Origin of the sequence: Streptomyces sp. NBC_01390 (assembly GCF_045040105.1) — a bacterium.
GTDB lineage: Bacteria > Actinomycetota > Actinomycetes > Streptomycetales > Streptomycetaceae > Streptomyces.
Window position 1 is genome coordinate 4,878,940 of record NZ_CP109551.1, and the last position, 24,519, is coordinate 4,903,458.

The following is a 24,519-nucleotide window of genomic DNA, read 5'->3' on the forward strand; positions in this document are numbered from 1 at the left end:
GTCAGCGCACGTCGACGTAGTCCTGGCCGCTGGTCGCGGTACCGGTCGTCGTGTTGCCGTAGTACACCCACCGGAAGAACCCGTCGGCGGAGGCGGTGACGGTGGTGCGGAGGCCGCCCGCGGTGTTGGTGGTGACCTTCTTGAGCGTCTTGAAGGTGGCGGCGTTCTTGGCACGGAACTGCAGGCTCACCGTGCTGCCGGCGTAGGGGCCGTTCTTGTGGGTGGTCCAGTTCGCCCGGGTGAGCTTGCTCGTGAGGGTGAGCTTCTTGCCCTTGGCGACCGGCTCGGGGGTGGCGTCGGCGACGGAGAGCTTCGCGGCGCGGCGGAGGGAGACGCCTCCGGGCCTTGTCTCGAACTCCTGGGCGACGAGATCACCGTTGTCCTTGAACAGCGCGAGCGCCACACCGATCTTCCACGTGGTGGCGTCGCTGTTGGAGACGATCTGCTCCTGCGACGGATCGGGGTCGATGGACAGCGAGCCCTCGCAATGGGCCTTCTTGAGGCTGAGCTCGAAGCAGGTCCTGATGCCCATCTCTATCTCGGGAAACAGAACGCTTCGCTGGTACAGGAAGGGTTGCGCGTCATAGCGGAACGGGTGATTCGTGTCGTACCCCGGAGGCAGAGCGATATCGAAGGTGAAGGACGGTTCCACCACCCGCGACGTGCCGACAACCACCGGCTTGCCGTTGTTGATGACCAGGTCCGACACGACGATTCCCGTGTCCTTCGCCTGCGCGGCCGGCGCGTTGAGCACCGAGAGCGCGAGGGCTCCGGCCGTCGCGATCACGGCGGCGGTACGTCTTCGGCCCCGTATACCTGCGTTCATACACACCCTCTTCCGGTAGCTGCTCGATCAACTGCCGGAAGCGTACGAGATGAACTCGGCCCAGATGGTGGGGACGAGGGAAAGCGTGAAACCCGGGGGCTGCACAGCCCCGCAGGTCCCTACAACTCGCCTCCACCTGCCGGTGTGTGCTCAGGACGGCTCGGCGCTCTTCCAAGGAAAATTCATCACACAAGGCCTGGGCGACCGCCCGGCCAGGCAGTACTGGAGGAAACTGGTGGCCGTGGACCTCTCCTTCTACAAGTCCTACATCGCGGAAGAGATCCGCGACGAGGGCCGAGCACAGGGCCGCGACAAGGGCCGGGCGGAGGGCCAGGCCGACGCCATACTGCTCGTCCTGGAGCAGCGCGGCCTCGACGTGACCGACGAGATCCGTGAGCGGATCACCGGCTGCGACGACACTGAGACACTGCGCACCTGGCTCACCCACGCCCTCACTGCCACCTCCGCAGCGGAGATCTTCGCGGACCGGTAACCGAAGTCCGGCCGAGCTCAGCTCGCCGTCTGTTGAAGCCGCACACACATGGCGCGGCTTCAACAGACGGTTCACCCCATCGAGGTGACGGACACGCGGGACGACCTGCTGCCGGGGGTTCGGGAGGCTGCGCCGGACAGCGAGTCGGGGCGCGGGCTGGTGATCGTCGAGGCGTTGGCGGACCGGTGGGGGGTGGGGCTGGGGCCGCGTCCTCGGAAGACGGTCTGGGCGGAGTGCGGGGTGGGGTGAGGGCCTACAGGTCGCCTGGTTTCGGGGGAGCCGGTTCGCCCTCGTCGTCCATCAGGATCCCCGCCACGTCGACGAGATCCTTTCCGCCCTTGGAACGAAGGCAGACTTCCACGCGGACGATTCCGCTCGGGTACCTGGTGAACACGGGCGGCTGTGTGGCGCCGCGCAGGCTGGCCATCAGGCGGGACACCCGCTCGCGCTGTGCCTCCGTGAGGGCGCTTTCGGGAACCGCCTGTACGGATCCACTGAGAATCCCGGCGAGCCTCTCAGCGTTTGTCGGGCTACCCGTGAAGAGGCGAATCCAGGAGTCATCGACAAACGTGATGCGCATATCCGCACCGATCCGACTGAACTCCATTTGCCGGGCCCCGGCGATGGACTCCCGTGGAAACTCCGCCAGGACACCGACTTCGTCGAGGAAGAGCAGTCGTCGACTGGTCAGCACGAGGTCGGTGACGTACCCCTCGGGGCTGCGCCCGGGATCGAGCTCCCACGGCACCGTACGGGCGAGGGTGCCGGGGGCGGCCCACATCACGGGGAAGTCGTCGACCTCGTTCTCCGGTTCCTCCGGCTTGCCCGATCCGGCACCGCTGCCGAAGGGGGACCCGCCGGCTCCGCCGATGTTGGCAATGATGTTCGCGATCACCGGGATGGCGGAGAGGAACCCACGGCCGACGCGGCGCGCGACCTGATCGCCCGGCGTGCGCGGAGCGAAGACAGGGCCGGCAGGCCATCCGGTCAGCTCACCCTGGATGTCGTTGCGCTCGGTGTCCCGGAACCATCTGCTGCCAGAGACGGCGGGAGCCATACCGGTCGCGAATTTGACGGTGATACGGAAGAGCTGGTCTTCACCGGCGGCGGGATTCCAGTCCATCGGATCCGTCATCCCTTCCCCACCGGCTCCTCGACCAGTTCCTCGACAGGGTCGACGAACGAGAGGGTCTGCAGGATGGCCGTCATCAGTCCGTAGATCTGGGCCCAGTGGTCCATGGAAGCCGTGTAGAGGGTGAATACCGCGGTAAACGGGCCCGTGGGGAAGGGAACATGGACCTGTATCTGCCCGGTGAGGAGCTTCGTCTCCTCCGCGTCGGCCGTCATCTCCGGGTTGAGGTCGTACTCGCGCACCGTGATGCAGGAGACCGCCGGCCCACACGGCAGGTCGAGCCAGATGGCGTCGTTCAACGGGTCGCCGGAGAGCGTCGCGAGGATGCCCTGGGCTACAACGTCGGTGTCGACGGTGACCTGGTCGGTGGGGGCGATGGCCACGGTGAGTGCGCATTGGGCGACGCCCTCTGAGGGCTCGTACCGGGTCGACTCGTCGGCGTCGTCGTCCTCCTCCGCCGTGGAGAACAGACCCATCGCGGCGTACGAGACGCCGGTGTTCCCCATCATCTCCGCTATCGCCTCGTAGTACGGGGCTGCTGGCTCCCAGATGTTCTCGTCACCCCGGGAGTACAGCTCCCGCACGAAGGAGTGGGCGCGGGCGGCCCGCTCCTCGGGGGTGGCCGCGACCGGGAGGGCGAAGAAGCCCTCGGGGGCCAGAAACCATAGGGGCGGGAGGTCACCGTCGGCTGCGCTGACATTCAGGGCGTTCGAGGAGTCGGTAGCGGGGGGCATGGGGTGGGGTGGGCCGTTCTGGTCGGGTGCAGCGCGGGCGTCAGGTCAGGAAGTCTTCCGGGTGATACTCCGTGAGCTTGAGTTCGGTGCCGTTCGTGTCCATGACCATGTCCAGACCGGTGTGGCCGAAGAACGCGTGAACCGTGCTCAGCGCCACCACCTCGACTCGGAGGCAGCCGCAGGGATTCCGTTTCACCAGCGGCAGTTCGGCATCCGGTGCCTGGGCCACCGCGAAGGCTTCGGCGGTGTTCCGCTGTGCCGGGGTGAGGGACTCCAGCGGAATGAAGTCGAGAGGTTCGATCAGGTACCGAGTGAGCCGCTCCCGGTTGATGCTTGCCAGCCTGCACCACGAACCATCAACGAAGAAAACCTTCGCGTCGCACCCGTACTTGAAATCTCGCAGCTCGACTCTCTCGATGCTCGACCGAGGCGTTTCCCAGAGCAGTTCGTCGTCAATGAGCATGTCGTTGCCCTTGACGTAAGGGAAACCCACGATCGCGAGCCGACGGTCGGTGATGACCGCGTGTGTCCGGTAGAGCTTCTCCGAGGAGCGAGCAGGGTCCAGCTGCCAGGGCAGGGTGCGAGCGATCGTGCCCGGTGCGGCCCACATGACGGGGAAGTCGTCGACTTCATCCGCGTAGTCGTGCGAGACGTTCGTACCCTTGTCCCCAAGACCGGGGGTGCCACCGATAGCTCCTCCGTGGGCGGAGAGAAAGCCCCTGATGCCGGAACCTACGGCCACCAGGAGACCCTTGGCGGTGTTCCGGGCCACGGTGTCACCGACGGAGCGGTACTTGTACGTGGGCCCTGCGGGCCAACCAGCGAGTTCGTCCTGGATGTCGTTGCGCTGGGTGTCGCGAAACCAGCGCATCCCGCTGACAGGCGTGGCCGCGCCGGTCGCGAAGGTCACCGGCGCACGGGCAATCAGTGCCTCGTCCGCTTCGGGCTGCCAGATGCTCATATCTGTGCGAATCCTCCCTCGATGTGACCACTGGGACGCCGCTTCCACCCGTCACCCTGCCACGCGACGCACAAGGCGCTAGTCACCGGTCACGTGCGCGTAGATCTTGGGCGCGATCTTCAGACCCGCGTCCAGGGCAATACCGCCGGCCCCGAACGGACTGATGTTCGCGCCGAGAAGGCCAGCCCCCTTCGTACCGATCAACTGGCCCTGGTGATAACCAGCGACAGCGAGCCCGCCCATACGGGACATCAACCCGCTGCCTGCGTGCGCGACCTCGTAGACCTGACGGGAGGTGCCCCCGATCTTCACCAGGCCGGCTTTGCCAAGCCCGCCAGTGATGCCCTGGGCTTCCTTACCGAAGGCCAGGAGGACTCGCGACTCACCAGCGATCTTGGTTGCCTGGAACCCCTTCCCCAACCTGCTTGCCGTGGCTGCGGCCTTGGCCGCACCGACCACCTTGACCCCTTTCCCGAACATCCCGATCCCTGGCAGCAACCCCACAGCATCAAGCCCCACCTGCATCCAGCTCACGTCCGCACCCGCAGCCTTGGCAATGCCGTGAGCCGCCAGCGTGAGCCCCGCCCCGATGAGCGCGGCCGTGCCGAAGATGGCCGCGAGGGGCGGGAAGGGAAGCGTGACGATGGCCAGCACGCCCAGGACCGCGGTGATGTCGCTCAGTACGTCACCGATCGCCTTGATCAGGTCCGCGTGCTCTTTCAGCCAGTCACCCGTGGCATCCCACGCATCCGCGATCCCCGTGCCGAGCTTGTCCCAGAAGCCGGGCTCGTCGGGGGCTATGTCGGCGGCCTTGTCCAGCTCGTGGCTGATGTGGCCGGCGGCCCGGCGGTAGCGCTCTTCGAGTTGGTGGACCTTCTGGATGACCCCGTTGACGTCGCCGGAGGCCTTGCCGTACTCGTCGGTGCCTTCCTTGGCCTGCGTCTGGGCGTCGAGTTTCTCCTTGGCTGACTTGTCCAGGCGGTCCGTCTCCTCCTGGAAGTCCTGGAGTTCGCCCGCCCACTTGTGCAGAGCGCGCGAGGCCTTGTCGAAGGAGTCGTGACTCTTGCGGATGAGCGGGGTGACGTCCTCGCCTATGTACTCGGTGAAGGCGACCGCGGTCTTGCCCTTCCAGGCGCCGCACTCGATGCGCTCCAGCTCCCCCAGTGCCGTGCTCAGTTCGCTCGCCAGCTTGCCGAGCCGCCTGGCGAGTTCCCGGGTGTCCTCGACATCCCCCGGAGTGGGGTCCCAACCTATGCTCGGCGGGACTGTCCGCTGGCCCGTCACGTCACTTGCCCTTCTTGGATGCCTTGGCGGCCTTGAGGGACTCGGCGAGCTGCAGGTCGAGCCCGTCGAAGGTCTCGGCGATCTTGTCGATCATCTTCACGGCACCCTGGGTGTGCTTGCCGAGCTGCTTGATGCCGTAGCCCCAGTCGTCGGCGAAGTCCTGTACGTCCTCGACGAGCCCGCTCTCCCCGACGCACGAGGCGTCCGCGCTGCGCAGGCTGCGCCGGGTCGCCTCCATGCGGTCACTTATGGACGAAAAGGTCTTCTTGAGGTCCGCGAATATCGTGTCGTCGAGGCGCAGGTCACTCATCGTGGTTCCCCCGTGAAACAACAGTGCGATCAAAAGGCCGAACTTATCGGGGCGGCCGACGCCTCCGCCACACAGAAGCGGCTCCACAGGGGAGGGGATTGTGAATCATTGCCGGGAATTTGGTGGCGCGTTGCATCCAGCACATCCAACACATCAAGTGCGTCCAGCGCGGGTCCACCGAAGAGCGATGCGCCTCCCCTGCTCCAGCGTCCGCCGGCGCCCACGCCACCCATGTCGAGAATCCCCCTCCCCCCTCTCCTCGATGTCGAAATTCCGCGATCCGGCGTTCCTGGCTGGATCCACGCCCCCGCCGGACGGAAGGTTGCGGCCGAAAGCCAACCAGCCACCGCCGCGCCCGGCGCCCATCGCCCGGCGTATCAAGGGGGAAAGCCCGTGTCCGTCACCACCACGGCGAACGCACCGCAGGAACGGCGGGCCGTCACGCTCGTCATGGCCTGCGTCGGTGTGTTCGTCGCCTATCTGCCGGTGACCACCGTCTCTGCGAGTCTGCCCGCGATCCAGCGAGCCCTGGACACCTCGACCTCCCAGTTGTCCTGGGTGTCCGACGCGTTCGTGCTGCCCATGGCCGCCCTCATCCTGACCGCCGGTGTGTTCGGGGACGTACACGGCCGGAAGAAGGTGTTCCAGGCCGGTCTGGCCTTCAGCGCCCTGGGCGCCCTGATCGCGCTGTGCGCGCAGTCGGTCGAGGTCGTCTGGGTCGGGCAGGCGTTCGCCGGACTGGGGGCCGCCGCGCTGCTGCCCACGACACTGGCGCTGATCAGCCACGCCGTCCCCGACCCGCGTGAGCGCGGGAAGTTCATCGGCCTGTGGGCGACCGCGCTCATGGCGGCGCTGGCCCTCGGCCCCCTCATCGGCGGGGTCATCCTCGAACACTTCGGCTGGCGCTGGATCTATCTGCTGCCCATCCCGGCCTCGCTGCTCGCGATGGCCTTCGCCGCGAAGCTGCTGACCGACTCCCGCGCCCCGGGCACACGCCGCCTGGACTGGCCCGGCCAGGCCACCGCCGCGCTGACGATCACCGCGCTGGTGTACGGGATCATCGAGGGCGGCGTCACGTCCTTCACCGACCCGAAGGTCATGGTGGCGCTGTCCACCGCTCTGGTCGGCGCGGTCGCGTTCGTCATGGTGGAGCGGCACAGCGCCGACCCGATGCTGGACCTGACGCTGTTCCGCAGCCCGGCCTTCACCGCCACCACCCTCATCGCCATGATCAGCTTCCTCGGCCTGATCGGCTTCTTCTTCGCCCTCAGTCTCTACTTCGGCATAGTGCAGCAGCTCAGCACCCTCGAAGCGGGCTACCGGCTGCTGATGGTGACCATGATGCCGCTGCTGCTCGGCGCCCCGGTCGGACGTCTGATGCACCACGTATCCCCCCGGGTACTGATCCCCGGCGGCCTGGTGATCAGCTCCGGTGCGCTGCTGTCGCTCACCGCCATCGGTACGGACACGTCGTTCGGCTCGCTCTCCTGGCGGCTGGCCCTGCTCGGCTTCGGCCTGGCCCTCGTCATCACACCGATGACCGCCACAGCCGTCAGTTCGGTGCCGTTCCACCAGGCCGGCATGGCCGCGGCCGGCAACAACGCCCTCCGCCAGGTCGGCGGCGCCCTCGGCCCCGCCGTACTGGGCACCCTTCTGTCCGCCAGGGCGGTCGACGTCCTGCCCGGCCACCTTCGTGACGCGGGTCTGACCGGGACAACAGTCCGGCACGTCACCGCGGTCGCGGACTCCGGCGGGCTGAGCGCGGTCGGCGGACTCGACCTGGGCGTGGACACACCCCGGGTCATGGCCGCCCTGTCCGAGGCGTTCGTCGACGGACTCCGGCTCTGCCTGATCGTGTCGGCCGCGCTGGTCCTGCTGGCCGCGGTTGTGGGAGCCGTCCTGCTGCGCCGCCCGCAGCACACGACACCGCCGACCGCCGGCCGGGGCACCCCCGCCCACGGGCATGTCCCGCACGCCTCCAACCGGCAGCCGGACCCAACCGCGACCAGGACCCCGGCAACCGTCCCCGCCGGCGACAGCTGAACGCATCACAGCCACCCGTACCCGCACCCCCAACCCCCAGCCCCACCCTCGCCCGGCGGCAGACAGCCGCCGGGCACCGGACGTCGGACGGGACAGACCGACCGGCATACGCTGAGAGCCCTCACTCCGGCCATCACCCCCCACCCCGCAGGAGAGACCCGGTGGAGCCCCGCCCCCTCGACGCCCTCGACGCCCTCGACCTCAAGCTGCTCCACGCGCTCCAGATCGACGGACGGGCCCCGTTCAGCCGTATCGCCGAGGTCCTCGGGGTGTCCGACCAGACCGTGGCCCGGCGCGTCCGGCGGCTGCGTACGACGGCTGGTCTTCGGGTGCTGGGCATGACCGACGCGACCGTGCTCGGCGGGGTCAGCTGGATCGTGCGGCTGCGCTGCACCCCCGACGTCGCCGAACAGCTCGCGAACGCCCTGGCCCGGCGCCCCGACACCTCGTACATCGACCTGGTCTCGGGCGGTACCGAGGTGCTGTGCGCGATGCGGCCCCGCAGCCAGAAGGACCGCGACGAGCTGCTCCTCGACCGCCTCCCGCGCACGCCCCGGATCGTCTCCATCAGCGCCCACTGTCTGCTGCACATCTTCTACGGCGGCCCCCTGAGCTGGCTGAACAAGACCCAGGCCCTGGAGCCCGAGCAGGAGGAGGCCCTCCGCCCGCCCCCGGTCGAGCCGACGAAGACGCCCCCGCAGCTCGACGAGACCGACGAAGCGCTGCTCTCCGTACTGCGACAGGACGGGCGGGCGACGTTCGCCGAGCTGCAGACCGCCACCGGCCAGTCGGAGTCGGTCGTCAGGCGGCGGCTGGAACGGCTGCGCTCCACCGGCGTCCTGTACTTCGACGTGCAGCACGACAGCGCGCCCCTCGGCCAGAGCGTCAACGCGATGCTGTGGCTGACCGTGACACCGTCCGCCCTCGACGCGGTCGGACGGGCACTCGCGGAACACCCCGAGGTACGTTTCGCGGCGGCCACCAGCGGCCAGTCGAACATCGTCGCGGCTGTCAGCAGCCACAGCACGGGCAGCCTCTACACGTATCTCACCGAGCGGATCAGCGTCCTCGACGGCGTCCAGGCAGTCGAAACGGCCCTCACCCTCCGCCAGATCAAGCAGCTCACCTACGAGCCCGGACGCTGAGACGCCGAGCCGTCACCCCGCCGCCAGCCCCTCTCCCACCGCCCCGAACGCCGGCTTCCGCCCGAACTCCTCGTCCATCAGCGTCGCCGCGCCCTGGCCGGCGAAGACCCCGGGCACCCAGGAGTACTTGTCGCTGAACCCCCACACCGTGAACGAGGTGCACCGCCGCGCCTGGACGCACGCGTCCAGCAGTCCCCGGAAGTACGCGGCCTGCGTCGCCAGTTTCGTGTCGTCCACGGGCAGGATCATGCGTACGTCGACCTCAGTGAACGCCGTCTGCATGCCCAGCTTCTCGAAGCGGGCGAGGTTCTCGGCGACCTGCCCCGGGAAGCCGTACTGGATGGCCAGGTGCCCCTGGATGCCGAAGCCCTGGACCGGGACCTTCTTGGCCCGCAGCCGCTTCGCCAGGTCGTAGTAGGCCGTCGACTTCGCGTTGACGCCCTCGACGTTGTAGTCGTTCAGGAAGAGCTTCGCCTTGGGGTCGGCCGCGTGGGCCCAGCGGAAGGCGTCCTCGATGTAGGACGGGCCCAACTGCTGCAGCCAGATCGAGTTCCGCAGCGAACCGTCGTCCTCGAAGACCTCGTTCACCACGTCCCATTGGTAGATCCGGCCCTTGTACCGCTTCACCTCCTTGGTGATGTGGTCCCGCAGTACAGCCCGCAGCTCGGTCGCCCCGATCGAGCCGTCCGCGACCCCCGCCGTCAGCCAGCCCGGCAGCTGGTTGTGCCACACCAGCGTGTGACCGCGTACCGCCTGCCCGTGCGCCCGGGCGAAACGGACCAGGTCGTCAGCCTGTCGCCAGTCGTACGTCCCCCGGCTCGGCTCCACCGACTCCCACTTCATGGCGTTCTCGGCGGTCACGGAATTGAACTCCCGTGCGGTCGTCGTGCGGTACGTGGTGTCGTCGGCCAGCGCCGCCATGTCCACGGCCGTGCCGACGCGTACGCCGGTGCCTGCCGCCAACGTCCTCAGCGCGGCGGGGTTCGGGTGCGCCCGCGCCGGTTGCGTACCCGCGCCGGTGATCATCACCGTCGCGCCCAGTACCGCCACGGACGCCACGGAAACGGGCATGCGGAAGACGTTCATGTACGGTCCCCTCACTTGATGTGTTGCCTGTACGTGCTCAGTCAGCGGATGCGACGGCTCTCCAGCGGCCCCAGATACGTCGGTGTCAGCCCGCCCGTGTCGATCACCAGCCGCTGCACCACCACCGTCGGGTCGACCACCCAGAACTTCAGCCGGTGGACGCCCGCCGCGGTCACCGTGTGGCTGGTCGCCGTCCGGTTCACGTTGTCGGACGTGTGCCTGGCCCACTGCTTGTTCATCCGGCCGTCGTCCGCACCCGTGACCGCGTGGATGTCGACCTGCTGCGGCTCGGCCTCGTCGAACGAGACCGCGTAACGCAGGCCGCCCGTCGGGAGCGTGGGGTTGCGCGGCGACAGATACGCCCACACCGTCACCTCACCCGCCGACAGCAGGCCGACCTCGTACTCCAGCCGTGCCGAGGCCCCACCCGGTGTGCGGCGCGCAGCCGTCACCGGCCACGAGGTCATCCCGGCGCCGGTGCGGCCGATACGGTCCAGCCGCCGCCAACCACCCACCGCCCGCGCGTAGTTGTCCGCGTCGATCGCGACGTAACCGCCCGCCTCCACGAACCCCCGCAGTCCCCGCCGCACCCTCCTCGTCGGCCTCTCGGCAACGCACCCGACGGTCACCGACGCCCCCGCGCCCGACACCGTCAACGAGGCGTCCGTACGGCCGTCCGGCACCCGAGCCCAGTCCACCGTCACCGTCAGGCGCACCTGCTGCCCGACCCGCCCCCTCGGCCGGTCCACCACCAGCCACGGCTCCGACGGCTCGACCCGGTACTCGAAGGGCGTACGCCCCCGGTTGAACACCTCGACGTACTGGTCCGGGCGCGTCTGATACGGGCTGAACACCGGTAGCACGGCCGAACGGGAGGAGCCCTTCGGCCACCACTCCCCCGAGTCCTCGGCCCCGTCGACCGCCACCCCCAACTCCCCGGCCAGCGGCAGCTCCAGCCGCCGCACGGCCGGGAACAGCACATCAGGCAACGCCACGTTGTCCTTCTCGGGCTGCTGCCAGGGCGCGTTGGGCCCGTACCGTTCGATGTCCCCGTAGTCGATGTGCGGCTGGGTCTGGAAACCCTCCCACTTGCCGCCCGCCACACCGTGGTCGAATCGGTCGGCGAGTGCGAAGTCCCGCTCCAGGCCCGCTTCGGCCTCCGTCGCGCGGTCGTTGGTCGCCGCGCGGCCCTGGGCGGCGTACAGGAGGTTCTCGAACTCGGCCTCGCGCAGGGCGTACAGGTTGGCGGTCGCCGCCACCTCGTACCCGACCAGTTCGTACCAGGCGTCCCACACCCGGGCGGGCAGCCGCCTGCGTACCCGCTCCGCCTCCTTCCCCAGCCGCCGCCAGTCCTCCGTGGCGCGCTCCAACTCCCGGTGGGCGAAGTGGAAAGGCGTCTCCTGGTCGTCGTACACGATCGCCGACTCGTCCTTCGTCGGGTCCTTCGCCGGGTCCAGGGTGATGCGGCGGTTCAGCAACTCCGGCTTGCGGCGGGCCTGCAGCTGCCCGTACTCGGCGAGGACGGACGCGACGGCCGCCGCGTGTTCGGCGCCGAAGTTCTGGCGGGCGTACCGGCGTTCCCACTCCGCCAGGTTCGCGAGGTCCCAACGGGCCGGATTCCAGGCGTAGTTCAGGAAGAACTCGGTGGGGAGTTCGTTTCCCTTGAGGTCGCCGACGTTGGTCACCCACAGGCCGTGGTTGCCGTACGCGTGGGCCTGGTGGAGCTGGTCCCAGAGGTTCTGGAGGTTGGTGGTGTCCACCCACTTGTAGTTGCGGCCGACGCCCACGTAGTCGAAGTGGTAGTAGAGGCCGTAGCCGCCGCTCCTCGTCGGCTCCGCCGGGTCCGGGTGCTTGCGGATGTTGCCCCAGTTGTCGTCCGTCAGGACGACCGTGACATCGCGGGGGACTCGCAGCCCGCGGTCCCAGTAGCGCTGGACCTCCTTGTACAGGGTCCATACCTGCGGGGTTTCCCCTACGGGCTTCCCGGTCACCTCCGCGATGATCCCGCGCTGTGTCTCGATGATCTCCCGCATCAGCTCGATGCCGTCGCCGTCCGGCAGGCTCGTGTCGCCGTTGCCGCGCATGCCCAGGGTGACGACGCCCTCGAAGTCCTCGTCGACCATCCGCCGGATGCCGTCGCGCCAGTACTCCCGGACGGCCGCCGCGTTCCGCCGGTACGACCACTCCCCCGTGCCCCCGTAGGGGTCGCGGCCCGGGGTCACGATGTTCCCCGCGCTGTCGCGGACCGCCGGGACCGCGTGCCGGTTCCACTCCTCGATGCCCCGCATCATGGGCGCCTCGTGGGACGTGCCCACGACGATGCCGTACGCCTTCGCCCGGGCGTGGTTCTCCGGGTCGTCCTCGGCGAACGCCCGGCCCCAGACGGCCGGCCAGAGGTAGTTCGCCTTCAGGCGCAGCAGCACCTCGAAGACCCGCTCGAAGAAGGCGGCGTTGAAGCCTCCGGGGTGGCCCGGCGCCTTTCCGGGGCCGAAGAAGCGCGGGGCCCAGGTGCCGAGCGCCGGGTTCTCGTCGTTGACGAAGATCCCGCGGTACTTCACGGCGGGGGTGCCCTGGGTGTGCCTGCCCGGCAGCACGTACACCGCGTCCCGGTGGACCGGCGGTACGTCGTCCCACCAGTACCAGGGCGAGACGCCGATGCCGTACGAGACGTCGTACGCCCCGAAGATCGTGCCGCGCTGGTCGCTGCCCGCGATGACGAACGCCCGGTCGACGCCCGGCATCGGGCGCTCCACGACCGTCTGGAGCGAGGTCTCCCAGCGGCCGGCGATGCCCGTGACGTCCAGCTTGCCGGTGCGGATCAGACCGTCGATCAGCGGGCTGCGGCCGATCGTGCCGACGAGGATCACCTCGCGGGCGACGGTCGCGGCCGGACGTACACCCGTGACGCGTTCGATGTCGCCGCGCAGGTCAGCGGCGACCCGTACGACTCCGGGGTGGTCCTCGGCGCTGACCACGACCGGGGCGCCGACGAGCGAGAACGCGCCGCCGGTGAAGGAGATGTACGCGCCGGAATCCGTGCGGCGGGCCGCGTCCTCCCCGGCCCGCGCGACCCCCGACAGCACCGGCACCGCCGCGAGACCGGCACCGACACCGAGCACAGCCCTGCGGCTGACGGACCCAGACATGACGTACCCCACCCCTCCGCCGAATTTGGTCAGTGGCATGACAAATAGTGGAGGGAGTGACCAGCGGGGGGAACGGGTCGTACACGACGAATAGTTTCGTAACAGCAAAGAGGCCCGTACGACCGAAGTCGTACGGGCCTCTCTGACGAACTGGCGAACTACCAGATCAGGCTGTCAAGCCAACAAGAACTACTTGTTGATCTTGATGACCTGGCCGGCGCCCACGGTCCGGCCACCCTCACGGATGGCGAACTTCAGGCCCTCTTCCATGGCGATGGGCTGGATGAGCTCAACGGTCATCTCAGTGTTGTCGCCCGGCATGACCATCTCGGTGCCCTCGGGGAGGGTAACGACACCGGTCACGTCCGTGGTACGGAAGTAGAACTGGGGGCGGTAGTTGTTGAAGAACGGCGTGTGACGGCCGCCCTCGTCCTTGGACAGGATGTAGGCCTGCGCCTCGAACGAGGTGTGCGGGGTGACCGAGCCGGGCTTGATGATGACCTGGCCGCGCTCGACGTCCTCGCGCTTGATGCCACGGAGGAGCAGACCGACGTTCTCGCCCGCCTGGCCCTCGTCGAGCAGCTTGCGGAACATCTCGATGCCGGTGACCGTGGTGGTGGTCTTCTCCTGCTTGATGCCGATGATGTCAACGGTCTCGTTGACCTTCAGGACACCACGCTCGATACGGCCGGTGACGACCGTACCGCGACCGGTGATCGTGAAGACGTCCTCGACGGGCATGAGGAACGGCTTGTCGACGTCACGCTCGGGGGTCGGGATCGCCTCGTCGACGGCGGCCATGAGGTCGAGAACCGACTTGCCCCACTCGGCGTCGCCCTCGAGCGCCTTGAGCGCCGAGACCTTGACGACCGGCAGGTCGTCGCCCGGGAACTCGTACTCGGAGAGGAGCTCACGGACCTCGAGCTCGACGAGCTCCAGGATCTCCTCGTCGTCCACCATGTCGGCCTTGTTCAGGGCGACGACGATGTACGGCACGCCGACCTGGCGGGCCAGGAGCACGTGCTCCTTGGTCTGCGGCATCGGGCCGTCGGTGGCGGCGACGACCAGGATCGCGCCGTCCATCTGGGCGGCACCGGTGATCATGTTCTTGATGTAGTCCGCGTGACCGGGGCAGTCGACGTGGGCGTAGTGACGACCCTCCGTCTGGTACTCCACGTGGGCGATCGAGATCGTGATACCGCGCTGACGCTCTTCAGGAGCCTTGTCGATCTGGTCGAAGGCCGAGGCCTCGTTCAGGTCGGGGTACTTGTCGTGCAGCACCTTGGTAATGGCGGCCGTGAGGGTCGTCTTACCGTGGTCGATGTGACCGATGGTGCCGATGTTGACGTGCGGCTTAGTCCGCTCGAACTTTGCCTTCGCCACTGGGGTCCTCCTGCGGAGTGGTTCTGGTACGCCTTACTCATCGGCGCCAGGTGATCTTTGCTGGGATGCCGCCCGCCGGGGTTTTCCCTCCCGGGTCTCCCCCGGCGGTCGGTGTCAAGCCTAAGGCGTGCGACAGGGGTGTGTTACTCGCCCTTGGCCTTCGCGATGATCTCCTCGGCGACGTTCCGGGGAACCTCGGCGTAGGAGTCGAACTGCATCGAGTAGCTTGCGCGACCCGAGGTCTTGCTGCGGAGGTCGCCGACGTAGCCGAACATCTCCGAGAGGGGCACGAGGCCCTTCACGACGCGGGCGCCGCTGCGCTCCTCCATGGCCTGGATCTGGCCACGGCGGGAGTTGAGGTCGCCGATGACATCGCCCATCGACTCCTCGGGCGTGGTGACCTCAACGGCCATCATCGGCTCCAGGAGCACGGGAGAAGCCTTGCGCGCGGCCTCCTTGAAGGCCTGCGAACCGGCGATCTTGAACGCCAGTTCGGAGGAGTCGACCTCGTGGTAGCCACCGTCGAGAAGAATGACGCGGACGCCCGTCATCTCGTACCCGGCCAGGATGCCGAACTGCATGGCCTCCTGCGCACCGGCGTCCACCGACGGGATGTACTCCCGCGGGATACGGCCACCGGTGACCTTGTTCACGAACTCGTACGCCGGGCCGTCGGACTCGGTGATGGGCTCGATCGCGATCTGCACCTTGGCGAACTGACCGGTACCACCGGTCTGCTTCTTGTGGGTGTAGTCATGACGCTCGACGGCCTTGCGGATCGTCTCGCGGTACGCGACCTGCGGCTTGCCGACGTTGGCCTCAACCCGGAACTCGCGCTTCATACGGTCGACCAGCACCTCGAGGTGCAGCTCGCCCATACCGCCGAGGATGGTCTGACCCGTCTCCTCGTCCGAGTGAACGTGGAAGGAGGGGTCCTCCTCCGCGAGACGCTGGATGGCTACACCCAGCTTCTCCTGGTCACCCTTGGACTTGGGCTCGATCGCGACCTGGATGACCGGCGCCGGGAAGTCCATGGACTCCAGGATCACCGGCTGCTTGTCGTCGCACAGCGTCTCACCGGTCGTGGTCTGCTTCAGACCCATCACGGCGACGATGTCGCCGGCGCCCACCGCTTCGATCTCCTCACGCTTGTTCGCGTGCATGCGGTAGATCTTGCCGATGCGCTCCTTCTTGCCCTTGACGGAGTTCAGCACGGCAGTGCCGGTCTCCAGGCGGCCCGAGTACACCCGGACGAAGGTGAGCTTGCCCAGGTGCGGGTCGCTCATGATCTTGAACGCGAGCGCGGACAGCGGCTCGTCCACGGACGGCTTGCGCTTGACGACGACCTCGGGGTCCTTGACGTCGTGGCCTTCGATGGCCTCGACGTCGAGGGGGGTCGGCAGGTAGCGCACGACCGCGTCGAGCAGGGGCTGGACGCCCTTGTTCTTGAACGCGGTGCCACAGAACACCGGGGTGACCGTGATGCCCTCGGACTTGCCGGACGCGATGGTGACACGACGGACCGCGGCGTACAGCTGCTCCTCGGTGGGCTCCTGGCCCTCCAGGAACAGCTCCATGATCTCGTCGTCGTGCTCCGCGACCGTCTCGACCAGCTGACCGCGGTACAGCTCAGCAGCCTCGGTGTGCGTGGCCGGGATGTCGACGACGTCGTACATCTCGCCCTTCGCCGCCTCGGCGGACCACACGAGCGCCTTCATGCGGACCAGGTCCACAACGCCCTTGAAGTCCATCTCGGAACCGATCGGCAGCTGCATGATGATCGGAACGGCACCGAGCCGGTCCTTGATCATGTCGACGCAGCGGTGGAACTCCGCGCCGGTCCGGTCGAGCTTGTTGACGAAGCAGATGCGCGGCACGCCGTAACGGTCGGCCTGACGCCACACCGTCTCGGACTGCGGCTCGACACCGGCGACGCCGTCGAACACGGTGACGGCACCGTCGAGGACGCGGAGCGAACGCTCCACCTCGACGGTGAAGTCGACGTGCCCGGGGGTGTCGATGATGTTGATCGTGTGGTCGACGTCGTCCAGCGGCCAGTGACAGGTGGTCGCAGCAGAGGTGATCGTGATGCCACGCTCCTGCTCCTGCTCCATCCAGTCCATGGTCGCGGCGCCGTCGTGGACCTCACCGATCTTGTAGCTGACGCCGGTGTAGAAGAGGATCCGCTCAGTGGTGGTCGTCTTACCCGCGTCGATATGGGCCATGATCCCGATGTTGCGGACCGTGGCCAGGTCAAGTGAAGTGGTAGCCATAAGGCTTCGGTCTTCTCTCGGTCTCGATGTGGGCTGCGACTACCAGCGGTAGTGCGCGAAGGCCTTGTTGGACTCGGCCATCTTGTGGGTGTCCTCGCGCTTCTTCACGGCCGCACCGAGGCCGTTCGAGGCGTCGAGAAGCTCGTTGAGCAGACGCTCGGTCATCGTCTTCTCGCGACGGGCACGGGAGTAACCGACCAGCCAGCGCAGCGCGAGCGTGTTGGCGCGACCGGGCTTGACCTCGATCGGAACCTGGTACGTCGCACCACCGACACGGCGGGACTTGACCTCGAGGGTCGGCTTGATGTTCTCCAGCGCGCGCTTCAGCGTGATGACCGGGTCATTGCTGGTCTTCTCGCGCAGGCCCTCCATGGCGCCGTACACGATGCGCTCGGCGGTGGAACGCTTGCCGTTCATCAGGATCTTGTTGATCAGCGACGTGACAAGAGGAGAGCTGTAGACCGGGTCGATGATGACCGGGCGCTTCGGGGCGGGGCCCTTACGAGGCATTCTTACTTCTCCTTCTTGGCGCCGTAGCGGCTGCGGGCCTGCTTGCGGTTCTTGACACCCTGGGTGTCGAGGGAGCCGCGGATGATCTTGTAGCGAACACCGGGCAGGTCCTTCACACGGCCACCACGCACGAGCACGATCGAGTGCTCCTGCAGGTTGTGTCCCTCACCGGGAATGTAAGCAGTGACCTCGATCCCGCTGGTCAGACGCACACGCGCGACCTTACGCAGGGCCGAGTTCGGCTTCTTCGGGGTGGTCGTGAACACACGCGTGCAGACACCGCGGCGCTGGGGCGAACCCTCGAGCGCGGGCGTCTTGTTCTTCTCGACCTTGTCCTGCCGGCCCTTCCGGACCAGCTGCTGGATCGTAGGCACTACTTCTCCGGTTTCTGTGTGCCGATGGTGGAGCTAACCTGGAACGTCACCGACCCACGCGGTCGGGTGTGTCGAATACTGCAGATCCCCGCCGTGAGGCGGGAAGGGCGCAGATTGCGGTGGTCGCTTACGGCTCCGCGTGCGGTTCGAAGGCACACACGAGGGCCAGGGCACACCCCAGGCACAAGGTCTGAGCGTACCTACCTCAACGACTTCGGTCAAAACAAATGGAGGCCGGTACAACACGCCGGGCTTCGGGCGGCCCACGAGCCCTCCTTTGACAGCTTGCGGCAGCTTGCGCCTGCTTTTGGCTGCTTGCGCGCCAAGGTGGCTGAATCGCGCCCTTTACAGCCCCGCGGGCCTGCCCGTTCAGTACCTTGATCCGTCCGCTGCGACGATTCGGGGGCAGAGCGTGATCAGGACGGCCGCGTACTCACTGGACGACGGGGGCCTGGACGACCGGGTGCCCTTTCTCGCCCGCCTTGAACAAGAGGACCGCACGGCCCTCCTGTCCCTGGGCCGCGAGCTGAATTTCGCCACCCGGGTGGCCCTGATCCACCAGAGCGAGCCCTCCGCGCACGTCCTCTTCCTGATCCAGGGCTGGACGAAGGTCACCGCGTCGGCCGCCAACGGCTACGAGGCACTTCTCGCGCTGCGCGGCCCCGGCGACATCGTCGGCGAGTCGTCGGCGCTCACCGGCCGCCCCCGGTCGGCCACGGTGACCGCGCTGGAGGCGGTGCGGGCGGTGGCGGTCGAGCACGAACGCTTCAAGGACTTCCTGGGCCGTTCACCAGCTGTTTCGTTCGCCCTGCTGGGCCTCACCGCCGACCGCACCCGGGCCGCGGACCGCCGCCGCCTGGAGTTCGCCTCCATGAACGTGCGGGAACGCTTCGCGATCCTCCTCCTCGACCTGGCCCGCACCCACGGCCGCCGCACCCCCGAGGGAATCGAACTTTCTGTCCCCCTGAGCAAACAGGAACTGGCGGGCTCGGTGGGCGCGTCGAGGGAGATGGTCCAGCGACTGCTGAGGGAACTGCGCGAGAAGGAGGCGGTGGAAACGGGGAGACGAGCACTGCTGATACGCCGGCCGGACATTCTCCGGCAGATAGCGGCATCGGACGGCTGACGACTGACGCCGGCCCGCATTTCCAGCCCGTCCGGCGTTTGAGGACGAGGCCCCTTCAGGGCCGAAGCGGGGGTCTGGGGGCGCAGCCCCCAGCGACGGCAACGACAGCCACCCCCAGCCTCGAACACCCCCGTACGTGTACTCCGTCACACTCCGACTGCGTCATCCGCCCTCACTGCACACCGCCCACACCCGCCACGCTGCTGCAAGCAACCCCCACATGTCGAAGGGCGATCATGACCGACCCCGTGAGCCGCACGATCCTGCTGCTGGACATAGAGAGGTTCAGCGACCGGGACGACGTGGAGCAGGCGTACCTGCGGCGCATGCTCTACGACATCACCGACCGCACACTGGAACGCGCCGGCATCGACGAGACCCGCCGCCTGCGCGCCGACCGCGGAGACTCCGTGATGGAGCTCATCGACGCGAACGCCCCGGTCACCGCCCTGCTGCGCGCCCTCCTTGTGGACGTCCCCGCGCAGTTGCGCGCCGTCAACCGCATGGCGTCCAGCTCGGCCCAGATCCGCCTGCGAGGGGTCCTCGCCACCGGTTACGTGGCCGTGGACAAGCACGACGGCTGGGTCGGCACCGACCTCAACAACGCCTGCCGGCTGCTGGACGCCCAGCTGCTGCGGGCCGCCCTGAGCGAACGCCCGCACGACTTCGCGCTGATGGTCTCGGACGCCCTGTACACCGGCGTCGTACGGCACGACCACCCCGGCATCCCGGCCGACGAGTTCCATCCGGTCGGGGTGGACACCAAGAACGGCCCGATGCGGGCCTGGCTGCACGGCCCGCTGCCCAGCGGCCACGAGACGGCCCCGACGGGCACCGTCGGCAGCATCGGCACGGCCGGCACGGCCGACCAGGACCACCGTGGCACGGGGGCGGGGGAGGCGCCGAGAGTCCCCGCGCAGGGCACCTCACCCGAGAGCCGCCCCGCCCCGGGCCCCGTCTTCAACTTCAACGGCGCCGTGAACATCGGCGGCAGCGTGGTGGCCGGCGACCAGCACGGCGTGAGCGGCGGCCAGGTAACCGGGGACGTCAACATGGGCGGCCGCAACGGGGGTGACGGCTCATGAACACCCCGGACGTGGCGGAGGCCGCCCGCCCCTTACCCGCCGAGGACCCGTCCGCCGCCGCCGACGGCAAGGACGGCAGAGACGGCGCCGCGAAGGACTCCAAGGAGGCGAAGGAGTCCAAGGAGGCCGAGGGCTCGGAGGGGTCGGAGGAGCACGAGCAGCCCCAGACCGCCTGGTCGGCCCGGCGTGACCTGATCGACCACAGCCCCCGGTCCATGAACCTCGGCGACCGGGCCCGCTTCGGCGGCAGCATGGTCGGCGGCAGCCAGCACGGCGTCAGCGGCGGCCAGGTCGCCGGTGACGTGATCATGGGCAGCAAGACGGAGATCCACCAGTGGGCGATACCCGGGTTCTCCGCCCCGTCCGCCTCCGCGTCGGGCGAGGTCCCGCAGAGCACGCTGGACCGGCTCGCCGCCTCGTTCGTGACCGCCGAGGAGACCGTCGAGGCCCTGCTCGTCCGGCTGCGCCGCGACCGCGTCCTCGTCCTGTCGGGCGCCCGCTTCACCGGCAGACACACGGCCGCCCTGATGCTGCTGCACCGGCTCGGCGCGGCCTCCGTACACACGCTCGACCGCGACACGAACCCGAGCACCCTGGCGGACAAGGTCACGGCGCCGGACGCGGCCTCCGACGGACCGACAGCCACCGCAGCCACAGGAGATACAGCCGGAGGAACCCCGGCCCACCCCCGCGGCTACGTCCTCGCCGACCTCGTCACCCGCCGCGACCGTCCTCTCCGCGAGCACCACCTCCTCGCCGCCTGCGCCCGTCTCACCGAGCAGAACGCGTATCTCGTCGTCACGGTGGGTCCGACCGCCGTCCTGGAGGACGTACCGGTCGTCACCTGGCAGCCGCCGGACCCGGCGGACGTCCTGGCCGCCCACCTCCGCACCCGCGTGGCGGCCCAGGACGACAGGGCGGCGACGGTGGCGAAGCTGCTCGAACTCCCGGACGTCACGGAGTTCCTGAGCCGCAGTCACCAGCTGCGCGAGGTCGCCGCGTTCGCCCAGTTGCTCGGCCGGTACGCGGCCGGTGAGGTCACCGAGAGCGACGTCGCCCAGTTCTCCCTGGTCTCCCTGGAGAACCAGGTCCAGGAGTGGTTCGAGGAGGACGAGTCGTCGATCCATCTGCGCGACAAGGCGTTCCTGGTGGCGCTGGCCGCGTTCGACGACGGCCCCTACGCCCTCACCGCCGAACTCAGCGATCTGCTCTACCGCTTCCTCCAGCAGACCCAGAACCCGGTGGGCGTCCCCGAGGTCCCCGTCTTCGGCACCCACATCGGCAAGCGCCTCCAACTGGCCCGCGCCGAGCGGTACGAGGACGACGAGCACACCGAATGGGGCCCGGTGACCCAGCAGAAGGCCCGGTTCGTCGACGACCGCGCCTCCCTCGTCCTCCTGCGCGAGGTCTGGACGGGCCACCCCTCCGCGCGCCCCGCGCTGATCGACTGGCTGCGCCGGCTGGCCGACGACGGCCGCCCTCTCGTCCGTACCCGGGCCGCGTCCACCGTGGCCGTCCTGGCCCGTACGGACCTGCCCTCGGCCATGGCCCTGGTCATCCAGCCCTGGGCGACCTCCAACCGCTTCCGGCACCGCCTGGTGGCCGTCAACGCGCTCACCCTCGCCCATCTCCTGGACACGCCGAACATCCCGCGCATCCTCGACGAGTGGTCCAAGGGCGAGGACCGGCGGCTGCGCTGGGTGGCCGTACGGGCGTACGCGCTGATCGGCGCCGAACGCCCCGAACAGGCCCTGGCCGCCCTGCGCACCGCGGCCCGCAGCCTGTACCGGGACCTCGCCGACCCGGACGACTTCGACCGCGAGATGGCCCGCGAACTCGGCGAGGCCGTCGCCCTGTTGCTCCTCTCCGAGGCCAGCGACCAGGTCCTCGCCGAACTGCGCCTGCACCTCCACGACGACCGCCCGGTGGAGGACCTGACCATCGGCGGCTTCGTCAGCGCCTGCCGCCACACCCAGGACGACGAGCGGTACGGCCATCCGCTGGTCCTCGCCTGGTACGCGCGGTCCGCCACCGAGGGCTCGGCCGCCGCCCACGGCATCCCGTTCCTGTGGCGGGCGGCCCTGAACGACCCGAACGCGACCCGGCACGCCCTGGACGTCCTGCGCGAGTGGGTCCTCATCGCCGACCGCTCGACGGCCCCGGAGTGGGCCCTGGCGGCCCTGCTCCCGACCCTGGTCACCACCCCGGCGGAGTACCAGCGCCTGGGCCACCTCCTGCGGACGATGCCGGGCGAGGACGGCGCGAAACCACCCGAGGTGGCCGCCCGACTCCTGACGACACTCCCCGTCCGCTAGCCGGCCAGACACACATCCCTGCTCACCGCATCGCTCACCGAGGAGCAACGCACGATGTCCGCCTTCCACCGCCCGCCGGAGTGGCAGCAGTCCGCAGACCGGCACACCCAGCTGATCGACCCGGTGCTCACCGTGCGCCAGCTGTCGCGCTTCGAACTCTCCCTGAAGTCGACGGTCCGCATCGACCACGCGCTCGTCTTCGCGACCGCCAAGGGCGGCTACGAGGCCTACCTCCCGCCCCGCCGACCGACGCGCAGCGACATCGCGGCCCGGCACTACACCGCGGTGTACGAGGTCGACATGGGCGTGCACCCCTTCTCCGGCACGCTCACGCTCCCCAGTGACAACGACGCCTTCGAGTTCTCGGCCGAGCTCGACATGTCCTGGCAGGTCGTCGACCCGGCCCGGTTCGTGGGCAGCGGCCACCGGGACGTACCCGGCCTGCTCATCGGCGAACTCCAGCGCGCGGCCCGCCCGGTGAGCCGGCGCTTCCCGATCGCGGACAGCGCGGCGGCGGAGGGGGAACTCCTCCAGGCGATCAACGTCCTGGGCCCGCTGGGCGCCCCCGCCGGCCTCCAGACCACCTGGACCCTGCGTCTGCGCCGCGACCAGGAGAACATCGACCACCAGCGCCGTCTGCAGGCCATCGACCACTCGGCGACCGAGCAGGTACGGGTGGCCCAGCGCGGCTCCGAGATCGACGTGGAGGTGGACCGCCGCAACCGCGCGCAGGACGCCCTCCAGATCGAGCGCTCGATGTCGTACGGCACCCAGCAGCAGCACCTGGCCCTCCAGCAACAGCGCTGGGACTACGAGCAGGCAGCCCTGCAGAGCAGCCAGCAGCACCAGCTCTCCATCCAGCAGGGCCATCAGGAACTGGAGTTGCAGCAGATAGAGGCGCAGAAGATCGCCTTCTACCAGTACCACCTGCAACAGGGCGGCGTGCAGGCCTGGGCCCTCCACCTCTCCCAGCACCCCGAGGACTCCCGGATGGTCATGAGCAGCATGCGGGAGGACCAACTCCGCATGATCCAGGCCCAGATGGACCTGGTGAAGGACCTGCTGCACGGCGACACCGCGGAGAAGTTCGAGCTGGAGGGCCCCAAGCAACTGGCCCTGCGCACGGTGAGCGACATCCTCAACCAGCGCCTCCCGGGCGTCCCCCAGACCCCTCCCCCGCTCCCGGGCGGCGACCCGGCCCCGGGCGACCCGTACGCGGGGTACGGCCAGGGAGCCCCGGGGGTGCCGGCGCAGCCGGGGTACGGCCAGGGGGTCCCCGGCCAACTCGACTCCGCGTACGCGCAGCCCGGCCGCCCCGCTCCCGAGCCCAACGACGCGCCCCCGAGCGGCCCGCCCCAGGCCCAGCCGCAGGCCGCCCGGCCGACGACCAGCCCGTACCCGGGCGCCCCGCAGCCCCCCGCAGCCGCGCCGGGCTCCGCGGGCCCCTACGGAGCCGCTCCCGCGTACGGCGGCGCTCCCTGCCCCGCCGGCTTCCCCTCCTACACTCCGCCCACTCCCCCGCCGCACCAGCCGCCGTACCAGCCGCCGTACACCGCTCCGCAGCCGCCGGGCGCCTACGGAACTCCGGCCGCCCCCGCCTGGCAGCCACCCCCGGGCTACGGCAGCACCCCGACCGTCCCGGACCAGCAGAACGCGGCGGCGGACGAGCCTGCCGAGGGCCCCGACGACGCGGCCAAGGAGGACAGGGCGGGCAGCGGCACATGACGACGCTCGACCCCCGCCCCACCCCGGCACCGCCCCCGCCGGGCACTCCCGCCGATCACACCCAGCTCTGCGAGCGCCTCCTCGCGGACCTCCGTACCGAGATCGCCCGCGCCGACAGCAAGGCGTCCGTCCTGGTCGCCGCGCTGGGGATGACCGCCGGTGTGTTCAGCGGACTGCTCGCCGGGCGGAACTGGAACCCGGCCGCGCTCAGCGCCTTCGGCACCGTCCTCTGGGCCCTCGGGGCCGCGTCCCTGGTGCTGTCCCTGTTCTCCCTGCTCCTCGCCGTGCTGCCCCGCTACCGCTCCGAACCGTGGGCTCCGGGCCAGCCCCTCTCCTACTTCGGCGACATCCAACAGGCCGTACGGCTCGGCGGGTTGGAGGCGGCACTCGCGGACACCGTGCGCGACCCCACGGCCGCGCTCACCTCGGCGCTCACCGAGACAAGCCGTATCGCCGCACGCAAGCACCAGTGGATCCGTACCGGGCTGATCTCCTTCTGCACCGGCACGCTCCTCCTTCCCGCCTCACTGCTCATCGGCTGAACACACCGCACCGGACCGCTCAGTCA

The 24,519-nt window shown here is 69.0% G+C and carries 20 protein-coding genes and 1 pseudogene; 9 read left to right on the forward strand and 12 right to left on the reverse strand.

Features of this window, described 5'->3' with window-relative positions:
- Position 1: 1 nt before the first annotated feature.
- Positions 2-826 carry a hypothetical protein gene (locus tag OG241_RS21880; protein ID WP_405817194.1) on the reverse strand — a complete coding sequence of 275 codons (825 nt, stop codon included), beginning with the start codon at positions 824-826 and terminating at the stop codon, positions 2-4.
- A gap of 235 nt (positions 827-1,061) precedes the next feature.
- Here OG241_RS21880 and OG241_RS21885 point away from each other — a divergent pair, with 235 nt between their 5' ends.
- Positions 1,062-1,319 (forward strand): hypothetical protein, encoded by a 258-nt coding sequence (locus tag OG241_RS21885; protein WP_405817195.1) that lies wholly within the window; start codon positions 1,062-1,064, stop codon positions 1,317-1,319.
- 78 nt (positions 1,320-1,397) lie between these two features.
- Positions 1,398-1,568 (forward strand): annotated as a pseudogene (locus OG241_RS21890) (ATP-binding protein); the annotation flags it as partial.
- A 4-nt stretch (positions 1,569-1,572) separates the two neighbouring features.
- Here the strand turns inward: OG241_RS21890 and OG241_RS21895 are convergent.
- The 5 genes from OG241_RS21895 to OG241_RS21915 form a co-directional block, all read right to left on the reverse strand.
- Entirely contained in the window at positions 1,573-2,454 is an 882-nt protein-coding gene (locus OG241_RS21895) for a hypothetical protein (protein ID WP_405817196.1), read from the reverse strand.
- The gene (locus tag OG241_RS21900) at positions 2,451-3,185 is read right to left on the reverse strand and encodes a hypothetical protein (protein ID WP_405817197.1); all 735 of its coding nucleotides are present in this window, start codon (positions 3,183-3,185) and stop codon (positions 2,451-2,453) included. The genes OG241_RS21895 and OG241_RS21900 overlap by 4 nt, the downstream gene beginning before the upstream one ends.
- A 40-nt stretch (positions 3,186-3,225) precedes the next feature.
- Positions 3,226-4,146, reverse strand: a complete 921-nt coding sequence (locus OG241_RS21905; protein WP_405817198.1) for a hypothetical protein — start codon at positions 4,144-4,146, stop codon at positions 3,226-3,228.
- A gap of 78 nt (positions 4,147-4,224) precedes the next feature.
- Positions 4,225-5,430 (reverse strand): enoyl-CoA hydratase/isomerase family protein, encoded by a 1,206-nt coding sequence (locus OG241_RS21910; RefSeq protein ID WP_405817199.1) that lies wholly within the window; start codon positions 5,428-5,430, stop codon positions 4,225-4,227.
- Between the two features lies 1 nt (position 5,431).
- The gene (locus OG241_RS21915) at positions 5,432-5,740 is read right to left on the reverse strand and encodes a hypothetical protein (protein WP_405817200.1); all 309 of its coding nucleotides are present in this window, start codon (positions 5,738-5,740) and stop codon (positions 5,432-5,434) included.
- Between the two features lie 393 nt (positions 5,741-6,133).
- Here OG241_RS21915 and OG241_RS21920 point away from each other — a divergent pair, with 393 nt between their 5' ends.
- Complete coding sequence (locus OG241_RS21920; protein WP_405817201.1) at positions 6,134-7,783, forward strand: MFS transporter; 1,650 nt, start codon at positions 6,134-6,136, stop codon at positions 7,781-7,783.
- 161 nt (positions 7,784-7,944) lie between these two features.
- On the forward strand, positions 7,945-8,928 hold the full coding sequence (locus tag OG241_RS21925) for an Lrp/AsnC family transcriptional regulator (protein ID WP_405817202.1): 984 nt from the start codon (positions 7,945-7,947) through the stop codon (positions 8,926-8,928).
- Between the two features lie 12 nt (positions 8,929-8,940).
- On the opposite strand, the gene OG241_RS21930 is transcribed toward OG241_RS21925, so the two are convergent.
- From OG241_RS21930 to rpsL, 6 genes are all read right to left on the reverse strand, one after another.
- Positions 8,941-10,014, reverse strand: a complete 1,074-nt coding sequence (locus tag OG241_RS21930) for an endo-1,4-beta-xylanase (RefSeq protein WP_405817203.1) — start codon at positions 10,012-10,014, stop codon at positions 8,941-8,943.
- A gap of 41 nt (positions 10,015-10,055) precedes the next feature.
- Positions 10,056-13,160, reverse strand: coding sequence for a glycosyl hydrolase 115 family protein (locus OG241_RS21935; protein WP_405817204.1), 3,105 nt, complete (start codon positions 13,158-13,160; stop codon positions 10,056-10,058).
- Positions 13,161-13,349: 189 nt separating this feature from the next.
- Positions 13,350-14,543, reverse strand: coding sequence for an elongation factor Tu (gene tuf, locus OG241_RS21940; protein ID WP_006376004.1), 1,194 nt, complete (start codon positions 14,541-14,543; stop codon positions 13,350-13,352).
- 143 nt (positions 14,544-14,686) lie between these two features.
- Positions 14,687-16,816, reverse strand: a complete 2,130-nt coding sequence (gene fusA, locus OG241_RS21945) for an elongation factor G (RefSeq protein ID WP_405817205.1) — start codon at positions 16,814-16,816, stop codon at positions 14,687-14,689.
- A gap of 39 nt (positions 16,817-16,855) precedes the next feature.
- Positions 16,856-17,326 (reverse strand): 30S ribosomal protein S7, encoded by a 471-nt coding sequence (gene rpsG, locus OG241_RS21950; RefSeq protein WP_006376039.1) that lies wholly within the window; start codon positions 17,324-17,326, stop codon positions 16,856-16,858.
- A gap of 2 nt (positions 17,327-17,328) precedes the next feature.
- Entirely contained in the window at positions 17,329-17,700 is a 372-nt protein-coding gene (gene rpsL, locus OG241_RS21955) for a 30S ribosomal protein S12 (protein WP_003948652.1), read from the reverse strand.
- 412 nt (positions 17,701-18,112) lie between these two features.
- On the opposite strand from rpsL, the gene OG241_RS21960 reads away from it, so the two are divergent.
- The 5 genes from OG241_RS21960 to OG241_RS21980 all read left to right on the forward strand — a co-directional run bounded on the left by OG241_RS21960 (position 18,113) and on the right by OG241_RS21980 (position 24,493).
- Positions 18,113-18,826 (forward strand): Crp/Fnr family transcriptional regulator, encoded by a 714-nt coding sequence (locus tag OG241_RS21960; RefSeq protein WP_405817206.1) that lies wholly within the window; start codon positions 18,113-18,115, stop codon positions 18,824-18,826.
- A gap of 236 nt (positions 18,827-19,062) precedes the next feature.
- Complete coding sequence (locus OG241_RS21965; RefSeq protein ID WP_405817207.1) at positions 19,063-19,911, forward strand: hypothetical protein; 849 nt, start codon at positions 19,063-19,065, stop codon at positions 19,909-19,911.
- A complete protein-coding gene (locus OG241_RS21970; RefSeq protein WP_405817208.1) occupies positions 19,908-22,226 on the forward strand; it encodes a hypothetical protein in 2,319 nt (772 codons plus the stop codon). The genes OG241_RS21965 and OG241_RS21970 overlap by 4 nt, the downstream gene beginning before the upstream one ends.
- 54 nt (positions 22,227-22,280) lie before the next feature.
- Positions 22,281-23,951 (forward strand): hypothetical protein, encoded by a 1,671-nt coding sequence (locus OG241_RS21975; protein WP_405817209.1) that lies wholly within the window; start codon positions 22,281-22,283, stop codon positions 23,949-23,951.
- A complete protein-coding gene (locus tag OG241_RS21980) occupies positions 23,948-24,493 on the forward strand; it encodes a Pycsar system effector family protein (RefSeq protein WP_405817210.1) in 546 nt (181 codons plus the stop codon). The genes OG241_RS21975 and OG241_RS21980 overlap by 4 nt, the downstream gene beginning before the upstream one ends.
- Positions 24,494-24,519: the final 26 nt, after the last annotated feature.